Source organism: Acinetobacter kanungonis (genome assembly GCF_009939195.1).
Lineage (GTDB): Bacteria > Pseudomonadota > Gammaproteobacteria > Pseudomonadales > Moraxellaceae > Acinetobacter > Acinetobacter kanungonis.
On the sequence record NZ_JAACKC010000001.1, the window covers coordinates 526,232 to 540,688 of the forward strand.

The 14,457-nt window shown below is 42.7% G+C and carries 13 protein-coding genes; 3 read left to right on the top strand and 10 right to left on the bottom strand.

Annotated elements, in window-relative coordinates; translation table 11 throughout:
- Positions 1-177: 177 nt before the first annotated feature.
- The 7 genes from xerA to GWK51_RS02315 all read right to left on the bottom strand — a co-directional run bounded on the left by xerA (position 178) and on the right by GWK51_RS02315 (position 7,531).
- A complete protein-coding gene (gene xerA / locus GWK51_RS02285) occupies positions 178-1,101 on the bottom strand; it encodes a site-specific tyrosine recombinase/integron integrase (protein WP_161932512.1) in 924 nt (307 codons plus the stop codon).
- Between the two features lie 10 nt (positions 1,102-1,111).
- A complete protein-coding gene (locus GWK51_RS02290) occupies positions 1,112-1,732 on the bottom strand; it encodes an alpha/beta fold hydrolase (protein ID WP_161932513.1) in 621 nt (206 codons plus the stop codon).
- Between the two features lie 103 nt (positions 1,733-1,835).
- Entirely contained in the window at positions 1,836-2,681 is an 846-nt protein-coding gene (gene dapF, locus GWK51_RS02295; protein WP_161932514.1) for a diaminopimelate epimerase, read from the bottom strand.
- Positions 2,682-2,694: 13 nt separating this feature from the next.
- Positions 2,695-3,939 carry a diaminopimelate decarboxylase gene (lysA, locus tag GWK51_RS02300; RefSeq protein ID WP_161932515.1) on the bottom strand — a complete coding sequence of 415 codons (1,245 nt, stop codon included), beginning with the start codon at positions 3,937-3,939 and terminating at the stop codon, positions 2,695-2,697.
- Positions 3,940-3,962: 23 nt separating this feature from the next.
- Complete coding sequence (gene lptM / locus GWK51_RS02305; RefSeq protein ID WP_100240970.1) at positions 3,963-4,187, bottom strand: LPS translocon maturation chaperone LptM; 225 nt, start codon at positions 4,185-4,187, stop codon at positions 3,963-3,965.
- 133 nt (positions 4,188-4,320) lie between these two features.
- The gene (locus GWK51_RS02310) at positions 4,321-5,724 is read right to left on the bottom strand and encodes an amino acid permease (RefSeq protein WP_161932516.1); all 1,404 of its coding nucleotides are present in this window, start codon (positions 5,722-5,724) and stop codon (positions 4,321-4,323) included.
- Positions 5,725-6,031: 307 nt separating this feature from the next.
- Entirely contained in the window at positions 6,032-7,531 is a 1,500-nt protein-coding gene (locus GWK51_RS02315) for an alanine/glycine:cation symporter family protein (protein WP_161932517.1), read from the bottom strand.
- Positions 7,532-7,881: 350 nt separating this feature from the next.
- Between GWK51_RS02315 and radA the strand changes: the two genes are divergently transcribed.
- The 3 genes from radA (at position 7,882) to tehB (ending at position 11,363) form a co-directional block, all read left to right on the top strand.
- Complete coding sequence (radA, locus tag GWK51_RS02320) at positions 7,882-9,264, top strand: DNA repair protein RadA (protein WP_161932518.1); 1,383 nt, start codon at positions 7,882-7,884, stop codon at positions 9,262-9,264.
- A 123-nt stretch (positions 9,265-9,387) separates the two neighbouring features.
- Positions 9,388-10,362, top strand: coding sequence for a Tim44 domain-containing protein (locus tag GWK51_RS02325; protein WP_161932519.1), 975 nt, complete (start codon positions 9,388-9,390; stop codon positions 10,360-10,362).
- Positions 10,363-10,499: 137 nt separating this feature from the next.
- Positions 10,500-11,363 (top strand): SAM-dependent methyltransferase TehB, encoded by an 864-nt coding sequence (gene tehB / locus GWK51_RS02330; RefSeq protein WP_161932520.1) that lies wholly within the window; start codon positions 10,500-10,502, stop codon positions 11,361-11,363.
- A gap of 65 nt (positions 11,364-11,428) precedes the next feature.
- Here the strand turns inward: tehB and cysN are convergent, their stop codons facing one another.
- From cysN to GWK51_RS02345, 3 genes are all read right to left on the bottom strand, one after another.
- The gene (gene cysN / locus GWK51_RS02335) at positions 11,429-13,039 is read right to left on the bottom strand and encodes a sulfate adenylyltransferase subunit CysN (protein WP_161932521.1); all 1,611 of its coding nucleotides are present in this window, start codon (positions 13,037-13,039) and stop codon (positions 11,429-11,431) included.
- A gap of 45 nt (positions 13,040-13,084) precedes the next feature.
- On the bottom strand, positions 13,085-13,993 hold the full coding sequence (cysD, locus tag GWK51_RS02340; protein WP_026441297.1) for a sulfate adenylyltransferase subunit CysD: 909 nt from the start codon (positions 13,991-13,993) through the stop codon (positions 13,085-13,087).
- Between the two features lie 214 nt (positions 13,994-14,207).
- Complete coding sequence (locus GWK51_RS02345) at positions 14,208-14,420, bottom strand: hypothetical protein (protein ID WP_100241077.1); 213 nt, start codon at positions 14,418-14,420, stop codon at positions 14,208-14,210.
- Between the last annotated feature and the right edge of the window lie 37 nt (positions 14,421-14,457).

Consider the following 14,457-nt stretch of genomic DNA (forward strand, 5'->3'; position numbering starts at 1 on the left):
TACTGACCTTCCTGTACCACACACTAAGCGACACTTATACTTCATCTTTTGCTTTTTTATTATTCTACAATAGTACAAATATGCTCCTTTCATAGCTGTTGCCCTTGAGTGGAGCAAGTTCTGTACCAAATTAAAATCATTCATCGGAATGATGGACTTATATCTACACGGAAATTGTTACTGTTTCTTGAATTGGGCACGTGGATGCGCTTGATCATAGACATTGGCTAGTCGATCAAAATCGACATGGGTATAAATCTGGGTCGTGGTTAAATTGCTATGTCCCAACATCTCCTGCACCGCTCTTAAATCACCACTATTCGACAGCATATGGCTGGCAAAACAATGTCTGAGCAAGTGCGGATGCAAATCAATACTAACCCCTGCACGTTGTGCTTGAAACTTGACCCGATTTTCAATTTGTCGTGCCCCAAGTGGATTACCTTTACGACTAATAAACACCTGTGCATCAGGCACAAAATCGCCATTCCATAGCGGATATAACTTGAGCCACTGCATTAATGCCAATTTGGCTTTGGAACCAAAAGGTACGACACGGGTTTTATTACCCTTACCTGTAATGCGTAATAATTGACGATTAAAATCAATGTCCTTAATTTTTAGGCTTTGTACTTCTGCAAGTCGCAAGCCACTGGAATACAGCAATTCCAGAATAGCTTTATCACGTAGCCATAATTCCTGATCCGATTCTTTTTCAGGCTCGGCTTGATCCAAAATTTGCTGGATGGTTTCAATATCGACCATACCGGGTAATGGTCGCGGTTGACGTTTTAACTGAAAATCATCGGAAGGGTTAAATTCCAGATACTGCCCTTCTTGTGCCCATTTCATAAATTGACGAATGGCAGACAATAGCCGCTGCAAACTACTGGAACTGAGTTGCTGCTGTTCGACTTTTACCGCCAAATACTCACGTAGATCCGCTGTTTCTACATCTTGCAAAAGCAACTTTTTCTGTTCGCAAAACTGTAAAAAATCACCCACATCACGCTCATAAGCCAATAGGGTGAGTTTGGACTGATTTTGTATTTCTCGTGCCTTCAGCCACATGACCAATAACTGTTGGGGTTCCACAGACATAATGCCAATCCTAAATCTTCACCAATCCATTGAACTGGTTTAAATACTGCTGAATGTGGACTGCAACGTCTTCAGCATATTGTTCTGCAAAAGCATGGTCACCACCTTGAATGATATGTAGTTCAGCTTGCAGAAGTTTGTGCTGCAAAGCCTGACCGACTGCAATAGGGCTAATCGGATCCTGATCTCCCCACAACAACATCACTGGTATGTTAATTTTTTCAAGTTGCGGCGATAAATCGATTTGAGCACTCACAAACCAGTCTGGATAATGTAAATACTGTTGTTGATAAGCACTACGCCAGTCCTGTACCTGAAAAACAGATAAATCAATTCCGCCCGAAGTCGCCAACAACACCAACCCTTTGACCAAATCTGGACGTGCTAATGCAGCTTGTACGGCAAAAATTCCACCCATCGACTGGGCAATCAAAATACATTCCGACTGAATCTGCTGCAGAACATAGTCAGACAAACTGGCAAAATCGACAACCGATGGCTGACTGGGTTCATCGCCAAAATCAGGGTAAGCAATCACCTGTTTTTCCGTATAGTCAGGCAGAAGTTGAATCAATGGATTCCAAAATGCGGTATTGCCCGAAGCGCCAGGCAGAAAAATGAGTGTTGGCATGTATTTCAATTCATGGATTTGATCTTTTTATGCAGCATAGCTGATTTTTTGCCATAAAAAAGCACCATCTCGCAGACAGTGCTTTTTTAATTAGGCTAGAGGTTTAGCCTTGGAAATAACGGAGATCAATGCGTCCTTCATAGACATTGGCCGTTGGACCTGTCATCCACACCACATCACCATCTCGCCATTCAATTTGCAATTTTCCGCCCGCAAGCTCAATTTCAACCTGATTGGCCAATAAACCACGGCGCATACCTGACACAGCGGCAGCACATGCCCCTGTACCACAAGCCAAGGTTTCGCCCACACCACGTTCGAATACGCGTAAACGCGCATGTTTTTCATCAATAATTTGCATGAAACCCGCATTGACTCGTGCAGGGAAACGCGCATGTGATTCAACTTGCGGTCCCATCGTAGTGACATCCGCAGTGATCACGTCAGGTACGATGGTCACCGCATGTGGATTACCCATATTCACCACATCAATTGTAATCTGCTGTTGATTGGCTAATTCGAGGTCATACAAGTTTTCAGGCTCATCTGCCAAGAAAGGAATCTCTTGTGGCAAAAATTTCGGGTAACCCATATTGACGCGTACCCAGCCATTCGGACCCAATTCAGGCTCAACAATACCCGCTTTGGTTTGCACCTTAATTTTGGTTTTAGTCGTCAGTTGGCGCTCATGCACAAAGCGTGCAAAACAGCGTACTCCATTACCACATTGCTCAACTTCAGAACCATCGGCATTAAAAATACGATATTTAAAATCTGCTTCAGGGACATCAGGTGGTTCAACAATCAGTAGCTGGTCGAAACCAATGCCAAAATGACGGTCAGCAAGGCGTTGAATCGTCAGCGCATCCAAATATGCGCGCTGACTAATCAAATCAATTACCATGAAGTCATTGCCTAGACCATGCATTTTAGTAAATTCTAAAAACATTCTGAGTGACTCCTTAAGGCAACAAACGCTCTTTTTCCCACAGGGATTCTACAGTTTCACGCTCACGAATCAGATGCGACTCAGTACCATCCACCATCACTTCAGCCGCACGTCCACGTGTGTTGTAGTTTGAACTCATGACAAAACCGTAGGCACCTGCACCCAAGACGGCCAAGGTGTCATTTTCACGTAACGCTAAATCACGTTCTTTACCTAAGAAATCGCCAGTTTCGCAAATTGCACCAACCACATCCCACTGTAAAGTTTCCACATCAGTACGTGGCGTGACAGGTTGAATATCCATCCACGCTTCATACAAAGCAGGACGAATCAAATCATTGATTGCCGCATCGATAATGGCGAAGTTACGGTGATTGGTCGGTTTTAATAAATCGACTTTGGTCACCAGTACACCCGCTTTGGCAGAAATACTACGACCTGGTTCCATATACACTTTTAAACCTAACTTTTCTAAAGCAGGTTTCATTGCATTGGCATATTCTTCTACAGTCGGCGGGACTTCATCTTTATAGGTCACTCCCAAACCGCCACCAATATCGATGTGCTTGAGTTGAATACCTAAATCTTTCAACTGTTCGATCATCAGCATGACGCGATCTAAAGCATCGACAAAAGGTTTGGTTTCGGTCAATTGTGAACCGATATGACAGTCGATCCCGACAATCTCTAAATTCGGTAAACTCGCTGCATATTGATAAGTTTCAAATACAGTGTCCGACGGAATCCCAAATTTGTTTTCTTTTAAGCCTGTCGAAATATAAGGATGCGTTTTCGCATCCACATCTGGATTGACACGCAAAGAAATTGGCGCTTTTTTACCTAAAGCCGCTGCCACTTTCTGAATGCGATCTAATTCAGCATGAGATTCAACATTGAAGCAGGCAATACCGACTTCTAAAGACTTTTGAATATCGGCTTCAGTTTTGCCTAAACCTGAAAACACCACTTTAGACGCATCACCGCCCGCTGCCAGAACACGTGCCAGTTCACCACCGCTCACGATATCAAAGCCGCAACCTAACTTCGCTAACACATTGAGTACCGCGATATTTGAATTTGACTTTACCGCAAAACAAATTTGATGATCGATAAAATCAAACGCACGATCCATATCTAAAAAATGCTTTTCAAAAGTTGCTTTTGAATACACATACAGTGGCGTGCCATATTGCTCTGCAAGCTGTTCTAGGGAACACTGCTCTGCGTGCAATACCCCATTAATGCGGGTAAAACTCATGAAGATGTCCTTTCAGTGACAAGTTAAGGTGTAGAGGTTTTCGATTCGGTAGTCGCCTGTTGGTCGGCTGGTTCAGTCGTTTGGACTTGTTCAGTTTTCTGACCAGACTCTACGTTTGGATATAACAAATATTTTGCACGTTTGTCATAATTTGGATCGCTTGGTAATTGTAATGCTCCCGATTGACCACAACCGATTAATGAAGATCCCAATACCAATACACTTATGCAGCAAATGACGCGACGCATCTGACCACCTATCTCAAATTTTAACGAAGTATAACCCGATCAACGCGTTGACCAAAGCATTAAACGCTAGAGATTATCGCCAGACATAAAAAAACGCCAGTATTGAACTGACGTTTTAACATACAACAAAAGATTATTTATGTTTCGGCTTGTAGAAACCAAAATAACCAATCGCAAGAATAATCAACCAAATTGGGCTAACCATTAATGCCTTCATGGTATCAGGCTCTAATGACAATACGTAAATCATACCGACAAAGAAGATAATCCCCACCCAACAGGTAAAAGGTCCACCTGGTAATTTAAAGGTCGATTTGGCATGTAACTCTGGGCGAGTTTTGTAATACACCAAATAGCTCCACAAAATGATCAACCAAACCAAGATAAATAGAATGGTGGAAAGCGTGGTCGCTAAAGTAAAGGCTTCTACCGTATTCGGTACAAAGTATTGTAATGCCGCACCTGCCAATAAACAGATAGCTGAAAAATACAAGGCATTTGCTGGAACAGCACGCTTGTTCAAATGACCAAACGCTTGTGGACCTTGTTTCTCACGTGACAAACCGAACAGCATACGACTGGTCGAGAATACACCACTGTTCATGGAAGACATGACCGAAGACAGCACCACCAAGTTCATGATAATCGCTGCTGCCGCAATGCCCGCTTGACTGAACAAGTTTACGAATGGGCTCACGTCTGGATTAATCTTATTCCATGGTGTAACTGACATCACGATGATGAGTGCGAACACGTAGAAAATGATGATTCGGATTGGAATCGAGTTGACCGCTTTGGGCAAGTTACGCTCAGGGTCTTTGGTTTCAGCAGCCGTAGTTCCTACCAATTCCACCCCAACAAAGGCAAAAATGGCAATCTGGAAACCAGCCAAGAAGCCTTCCATACCCGTCGGGAACATACCACCATTTGCCCACAAATGGGTAAATGATGCGACTTCGCCAGATGTGGAGGTAAAGCCTGTGAAAATCATCCACAGACCAACCGCAATCAACACCACAATCGCAATGATTTTGACCAGCGCAAACCAGAATTCAAGCTCACCAAACAGTTTCACTGTCATGAGGTTCAAACCCATGATGAAGACAATCGCAGCAACACTGATCATTGCCCCTTCAACAGGACTAAACGGCAGTCCGTTATTGAAGAATTGCAGGTAATAAATAATGGCAGACAAGTCCGCAATACCAATGGTGATCCAGCACAACCAGTAGGTCCAACCCACAAAATAACCTGCCCAAGGACCAATCAGGTCCGTGGAAAAATCAATAAATGACTTATATTTCAGGTTGGATAATAGTAATTCGCCCAATGCACGCATGACGAAGAACACCATTAAACCAATGATCATGTAGATGAATAAGATCGAGGGACCTGCCAAACTAATGGTTTTCCCCGAGCCCATAAATAAACCTGTACCAATTGCCCCACCAATGGCAATCAGTTGTAGATGTCGATTCGACAAACTACGATGGAGTTCGCCTTGTGCGGCTGACTCATTCGAGTTTTGATTTAACATCGTGATAGAAACTCTCTATTAATCCTTTAAGATTTTTTAACCAAATTAATCCAAATTACACATTTGCACTATTTTTAAGCATGCCTTCGCTATGTAAGTTTTTGGGTCAATCTAAGCTAAACAACTATATCTGTATCGTTCAGCATTCACGCCTCATACAATTAGCGCCGATAATACGCACAAGATTGGAGCAATACAATGCACTTTTTTGACACACCAGTTCGTATAAATCCCAAATATTGAAATAAAGAAAGCAGCCTTTTCGGCTGCTTTCTTAAGTTTTACTAAATGCTAGTATGGGAACTTTCTATTGTTTGTTTTGTTGTTTCTTTAAACGCTCTTCCCAGAAGGTTGCATTACGAATACCGAGTTTGACTGGGTCAAAGGTATATTCGGTTACGCCTGCTTTTTGTTGTTGCTCATAATCTTTAAGAGCTTTGATGGTTGGTTTCCAGACAAAGTAAGTTAGGATAATACCGATAATGTTGATCCAAGCCATTAAGCCTACACCAATATCACCAATCCCCCAAATATAACCTGTCGCACTGATTACACCGTAAGCTACTGAAATCATGATGAAACATTTAGTGATAAACATCAATGAAGGTGTTTTAGTGATATAGCTAAGATATGTAATGTTGGTTTCAGCAATGTAGTAGTAGGCAACAATCGTGGTGAAGGCAAAGAAGAAGACCGCTAAAGCCACAAAGATTTGACCAAAGCCACCGAATACTGTACTTACTGCCATTTGAGTAAATGCTGGAGAACCAATTTCTACTGTGCCTGCCACGTTTTGTACAATGAATTGACCCGCTTCTAACGTCCCTTGTACGTTATACATACCCGTGATCAAAATCATGAATGCTGTAGCTGAACAAACGAACAAGGTATCTACATAAATAGAGAATGCTTGAACAAAACCTTGTTGTGCAGGATGTTGAACTTCTGCCGCTGCAGCTGCATGCGGACCTGTACCCTGACCCGCTTCGTTTGAGTAAACACCACGTTTTACCCCCCAACCAATTGCGGCACCCAATCCTGCCATTGGTGTAAAGGCATCATTAAAAATTAGTTGAATGACACGTGGTAGCTCATGGATGTTAATAATTACAATCACGATTGCCATGATGATATAACCTGCCGCCATGAATGGAACGACAAATTCAGCAAAACGTGCAATACGCTTAATACCACCAAAAATAATGATCGCCAGTAAAGACAAAATGACAACTAAAGCAACCAGTTTAAAAGATCCTATATTACCGAATACGATAGAACCTTCACCCGTGATCTGAGTAAATGCATTACCGACAGCATTAGCCTGAATACCAGGTAAGAACAAACCACAAGCAACAATCGCAGCGATAGCAAAGACCACACCTAACCAACGTTGACCTAAACCTCTATCGAAATAGAATGCGGGTCCACCGCGGTATTGACCTTGATATTCAACTTTATAAATTTGACCTAGAGTGGATTCAACATAAGCAGTACTTGCACCTAAAAATGCCACTACCCACATCCAAAATACTGCACCAGGACCACCAAAACCAATTGCAGCAGCAACACCTGCAATATTACCTACCCCCACACGTCCAGATAGTGAAACGGCCAATGCTTGAAATGAGGAAATACCTTGTTCCGAAGAACCACCTTTGATTAATAATCTCGCCATCTCTTTCATTTGGCGCACTTGCACAAAGCGCGTCAAAATAGAGAAAAATAAACCTGCCCCCAAACATAGATAAATTAGAGCCTTGCTCCAAATAATACCATTTACCCAATCAACAATTTCTGCTGCACTCATAGACATCAACCTTTTATATAATTTGAAAATGTAGCAACTGCTTTATTTTCATTTGTCTGAGCATGAGCAATATCTATGCCATTCAAGATCCGAGTCATGACAAGAAATGTACAAATGCTCAAACACCTTCCTTGGAAAAAGTGAACTGAACGAATATCTTGACTCAAAAACACACTGTTTCTTACTTGTAAAAGTCTTAGATCATGTTATTTTTCTGAGCACTTCCCTTTAACCAGTAAATTACGACAAACAGCTTTGCTTCTTATTCCTTAAGAATTACACCAACTGTATTTAGTAGTTTTCGTAATCACTATTTTTATCTAATTTACAGATTATTTTCAATTTTATTTATGGCAAAAATTAAAACTGTATATCGCTGCGAACAATGTGGCGCTGACCATTCCAAATGGGCTGGACAATGTTCCGAATGCGGAGAATGGAATAGTCTGGTTGAAGTACGAATGGAACCTGCCATCACGCACCGCGCCCAACCGAAAATGGGCGGCGGTTATGCAGGACAAGCCGCCAGTGTGACTACCTTAAATCAGGTGTCAGTCTCACATGAAACTCGTCTCGCCACAGGCATTGGTGAATTTGACCGCGTACTGGGTGGCGGTTTAGTCACAGGTTCAGTGGTTCTAATTGGGGGTGACCCTGGGATTGGTAAATCGACCATCCTTTTACAAACCGCAACCTATATGGCGGCTGCCAAAAGTTCAGCCCTCTATGTAACCGGTGAAGAATCCTTATCTCAGGTCGCACTCCGTGCACAGCGCCTAGATTTGCCAACCGATCAACTTAAAGTCATGGCGGAAACCTGTGTAGAGCGAATTTGTGAGGTATTGGCTCATGAGCGTCCTGCCGTTGCCATTCTCGACTCGATTCAGACCCTGTACACAGAAACCTTGCAATCTGCCCCGGGTGGTGTCTCGCAAATTCGTGAATCTGCCGCCTTACTGACTCGTTTTGCGAAAAACAGCGGGACTGCACTGTTTATTGTGGGTCATGTTACCAAAGAAGGTGCACTTGCAGGACCGCGTGTGCTTGAACACATGGTCGACTGCGTGCTGTATTTTGAAGGTCAATCCGATTCACGCTATCGCATGATTCGTGCAGTGAAAAACCGTTTTGGTGCAGTCAATGAACTCGGTGTGTTTGGCATGACCGATAAAGGCTTACGTGAAGTTGCCAATCCTTCTGCTATTTTCCTGAGTCGTTATGATGAAGCCATACCGGGTTCTATCGTGATGATCAGCCGCGAAGGCACACGACCATTGTTAGTCGAAGTCCAAGCCTTGGTCGATGATGCACACGGACAACCGCGCCGCGTTGCATTAGGTTTAGAACAAAACCGTTTAAACATGCTGCTTGCCGTAATGCATCGCCATGGTGGTGTGCAAACCTCTGGACAAGACGTCTATGTTAATGTCGTGGGTGGTTTAAAAATTACCGAAACAGGCTCTGACTTAGCCGTACTCTTGGCTTGTGCTTCCAGCTTAAGGGGCAAAGCCTTACCACAGCAACTGGCCGTTTTTGGGGAAGTTGGTCTGTCAGGTGAAATTCGTCCCGTGCCGAATGGTCAAGAACGCTTAAAAGAAGCCATTAAACATGGTTTTAAATACATCATTGTGCCGCGTGCCAATGCACCGCAAAAAGCAATTGCAGGCGTACAAATTATTGCGGTTGCCCGATTACATGAGGCCTTGACCGAAGCCATGAATCTTGCAGAGTAATTGAACTGGCTGTTCAAATTTAACTGTGCAAAATTAAACAAAAAAATTGCTTTTTCTTATTGAAAAAAGTGACAAATGCCTGCATAAATACAGGGCTATTTATCATTTTTATAGGAAAATTGAATGGAAGTTCGACAGCGTAGTTTAGTTGCAGGTATTTTAGCAGCGATGTTATTGGTTGCACCTTTGGCCGAAGCCAAACGTGCAGGTGGTGGTAAAAGTCATGGCATGAGCCGTTCAGCAACACCAACACAGTCTTATCAACAACCTCGTCAAGCTACACCTGCTCAACAACCTGTTGCCCCTGCAACTGCACCACAAAAATCTGGTCCAGGTGTAGGTAGTATGGTTGCTGCGGGTGTTGCAGGTGCTGCCGTAGGTGCAGTTGCTGCAAATGCGCTTGCAGATGACCGCCCAGCTAGCCAAGCTGAAGCCGCCCAAGAAGAAAAAGGCGGAATTCCAGGCTGGATCTGGATTCTTCTCGCTGCTGCTGTTGCCTTCTTCATTTTCCGCAAGATGGGCGCAAAAAAAAAACTAACATCCACTAACCCGTATGCACCAAATCATGGCGGTCAAACAGCATCGCCATTTGGTCAAGCACCTGCAGCACCACGTGCATCAACAGACAATACCAATATTTTTGGTCAATCTGTAGGTGGCGGTGCCGCAACTCAAGCACCTGTGAATAACGCACCATTCGGTGCTGCCTATACCAACAGTGGCAATCAACTACCTGATGGTACTGAGCCAGCCGCTTTCTTACGTATTGCACGTCAACGTTTTAATCATATTCAATCAATGAATACTGCGAGCAATATTGAAGAAATTCGTCGTTATTTAACGCCTGATTTATACCAGTCGATGTATAACGACATTATGGCGAACCGAGATCAAGATGTTGCTGAGTTTTCTAACTTGAATGCAATGGTGACGGATTCTGCGACTGAAAATGGTCAATATGTAGTGAGCGTTCGCTTTACAGGTACAGTCAGTGAAGACCTGAACAGTTTGCCGCAGCCATTTGCTGAAATCTGGCATTTTGTTAAACCTGCGGGTTCTAACCAAGACTGGTTGGTTGCAGGTATTCAACAAGCTTAATCATTGAATTGCATAAAAACAGCGACTTCGGTCGCTGTTTTTATTTGTCATCAAATCAGGCTAATATCAAATCAAGAATATGAATGAATAAAACCTCTTTCTAGCTGAGATAAAGCAACAAATTACAGGATCTCTCTATGCAATCTCTCGTTTGTTATAAAACCCTTCCTGTTTGGAAGCACGACAGCATTCCCACCGCCTTTCAGCAACCCCACAACACCAAACAAGGGACTTGGGCAAAACTGCATATTCTGCAAGGTGAACTTGAGTTTGCTATGCTAAGCGAACAGGGTGAAGTCATATCAAATCATCATTTTAGCGTGACCGAACAGCCCCCTTTAATTGAACCTCAGGCTTGGCATCGTATCGTGGCATTTAGTGATGATATTGTATGCCAGCTCAGCTTCTATTGCCAAGCCGAGCAATTGTTCACCCAGAAATATCAACTCACTCCGACCCATTCAGAAATTTTAGCCGCTCAACCGTATTTGCACGGTGGAAAGGCACTTGATGTCGGCTGTGGTTCAGGGCGAAATGCCCTATTTTTAAGTCAGCATGGCTTTGAAGTGGATGCTTGGGATGTGAATGAACAAAGCCTGCAACGCTTAGAACAAATTATTCAAGCTGAGAAAATCACCCATATTCATACCCAACTGCGGGATTTGAATCTAAATCAACACATTGAAGATCAATACGATTTCATCTATTGCACCGTCGTGATGATGTTCTTACAAGCAAGTACCGTTCCAGCGCTGATTGCACAAATGCAACAAGCCACCAAATCAGGCGGATATAACTTGATTGTCTGTGCAATGGACAGTGAAGATTATCCAGCCCAGCCTGACTTCCCTTTCAGCTTCAAAGTGGGCGAGTTAAATGCACTTTATCAAGACTGGAATATTCTCAAATACAATGAAAATATCGGTGAACTGCACCGTACTGATGAACATGGACAGCGAATTAAACAGCGCTTTGCCACACTCTTTGCACAAAAGAAATGAGGCTTAAATATGAATTTTTGCCCATAAAAAAACCCGCCATCTGGCGGGTTTTTTAGTATTGGATCTTATAAACGAACCAATTTCACGATTTGTTCTGCAAGCTCTTCAGCTTGTTCTGCAGTTAAGCTTACATCCGTTGCATCCGCAAGGTCAGTAATCACCACCACACCTGTTTCACGCAACAATGCCACTTGCTCAACGGTTAAACCAGCTTTCGCAATTGCTACCACACCTTGTTGAATCAACAAGCTTTCTAGGACTTGTGCTTGCTCTAGGGCTTTTGCTGTTACCGTTACTGTCGCAGGTTTTTGACCTAAACGTGCAGCACGATCTTCAGCAGAAACAGGGTTTGCATGTGCAGTCCATTCAACCGCAGCTTCAACCATACCTGCACCAACCGTCACATTGCTTAAACGGTCAATAAAGATAAATGAACCTGTATAGCGGCTGTCTTGGTAGCGGTCAAACACCACTGGTGCATCAAATTCAACCGTTAAGTCTGCAATCGCATTTAACTCTAACTGTTCAACTTGGGTATGCTCAAGCGTATTCACATTCACACGGAAATTAATTGCCGTGACTTTTGCTGGAACCGTTTGCGTACCAATCTTAACGTTGTACAACTTGCCTTTTACCAGTGGCTGGTCATTCATCCAAACCACGGTCGCACGTACACTACGTGATAAAGATGGCTCTTCACCCGCTTTTACTAGCACGTTACCACGAGAAATATCAATTTCATCGTTTAAGGTTAAAGTAACTGCCTGACCTGCAATCGCATGATCTAAGTTACCGTCATAAGTCACGATTTCTTTCACTGTCGACTTTTTACCTGAAGGTAATGCCACAATTTCATCGCCAACGTGTACTTCACCCAATGCGATTGTTCCACAGAAACCACGGAAATCGAGGTTTGGACGGTTAACATATTGCACAGGGAAACGAAATTCGCTCTTGCTTGAATCACGAGTAATTTCTACAGATTCCAAGATGCTCATCAAGGTTTGACCTTGATACCATGGTGTATTTGCAGAAGCGTTGACCACGTTATCGCCATTCAAAGCAGAAATTGGCACAAACAGAATATTGCTTGGCTTGCGATCTAACTGGCTGACAAACTGTTGGTATTCTTCTTGAATTTCGCCAAAACGAGTTTCAGAGAATTCCACCAAGTCCATTTTGTTAATCGCAACAACAATGTTCTTAATACCCAACAAGCTTGCGATGTACGTATGACGACGTGTTTGAGTTTGTACACCATAACGTGCATCAATCAAGATGATTGCAAGGTCAGCCGTAGACGCGCCTGTTGCCATGTTACGCGTATATTGCTCATGCCCTGGCGTATCCGCGATGATGAACTTACGTTTTTCTGTAGAGAAATAACGGTAAGCCACATCAATGGTAATGCCCTGCTCACGTTCTGCTTGCAGACCATCCACCAATAACGCAAGGTCAGGTGCATCACCCGTAGTGCCGACTTTTTTACTGTCGCGGGTTACCGCTTGTAATTGATCTTCATAGATCAATTTTGAATCATAGAGTAAACGTCCGATTAAAGTACTTTTACCATCATCGACGTTACCGCACGTCAAAAAGCGTAATAAGTCTTTTTGTTCATGCTGTTTTAAGTAAGCCAAAATATCTTGGCTAATTAATTCTGATTGATGAGACATTGCTCAAACTCCACAAATGCTTTGAAACCGAATGCTGAGTAACGCTTAGAAATAGCCTTCTTGCTTTTTCTTTTCCATAGAGCCAGCTTCATCATGGTCAATCATACGACCTTGACGTTCTGAGCTTGTCGCGAGCAACATTTCTTGAATAATTTCAGGTAAGGTATTCGCTTCTGACTCGACTGCACCTGTTAATGGGTAACAGCCTAAAGTACGGAAACGTACCGATTTCATTTGTGGAACTTCACCTTCGTGCAAACGCATACGTTCATCATCAACCATGATGAGTGTACCGCTACGTTCAACCACTGGACGTTCAGCAGCAAAGTACAATGGAACAATTGGAATCTGCTCCAAATAGATGTACTGCCAGATGTCTAACTCTGTCCAGTTTGATAATGGGAACACGCGAATACTTTCGCCTTTGTTCACTTTACCGTTATATAAATTCCATAATTCTGGACGTTGGTTTTTAGGATCCCAACGGTGTTTATTATCACGGAAAGAATACACACGCTCTTTGGCACGAGATTTTTCTTCGTCACGACGTGCACCACCAAAAGCAGCATCAAAACCATACTTATCCAGTGCTTGTTTTAAGCCCTGAGTTTTCATGATATCCGTATATTTTGAACTACCGTGATCGAATGGATTAATGCCCGCATCACGACCTTCTTTGTTTTGATGAACGATCAAATCAAAGCCATGGGTTTTCGCCATGTTGTCACGGAATTGGATCATTTCCTTGAATTTCCAACCTGTATCTACATGCAGTAGCGGGAATGGAAGCTTGGCAGGATAAAACGCTTTCAAGGCAAGATGCAGCATTACAGCTGAGTCTTTACCAATAGAATATAACATTACCGGATTTTCGAATTCGGCAGCTACTTCACGAATAATGTGAATACTCTCAGCTTCAAGCTGTTTAAGATGAGTAAGTCTTTCCTCATTTATTGACATCGACAACACCGATTACTAATTCGTGCTTATTACACATTCAACAATTGATATTCATTATAGAGATTTACTATTCACAGTTATTGCTTGTTTTATTATATTGATATGCAAAATTATCATATAAAGCATAACTAATAATAAGTATTAGTTTTCAAGCTATAGTGAATCTCTACCCTTTCAAATGGATTGTAAAATCTGGGAAGATTTTAGCCTATTCACTTTTTGCTTGCGATGCAGCTTCGCGCTGTTGTCTTAATTCAACTCGCTTTTGAATTTCTGCACGCTCTAGATCATATTGCTTTTTATTCTCTGCATCACTTTTAGCCGCTAAAAGTGCCATTCCGAGAATAAACACTGGAATGAGCAGCCCAAATGCCATGAGTTTCCAAGGCATCGGTTTTTTATTCACTTCAGGTTGGTTCATACGCAATAACTCAAATCTAATATCTTTTAAACGCGCA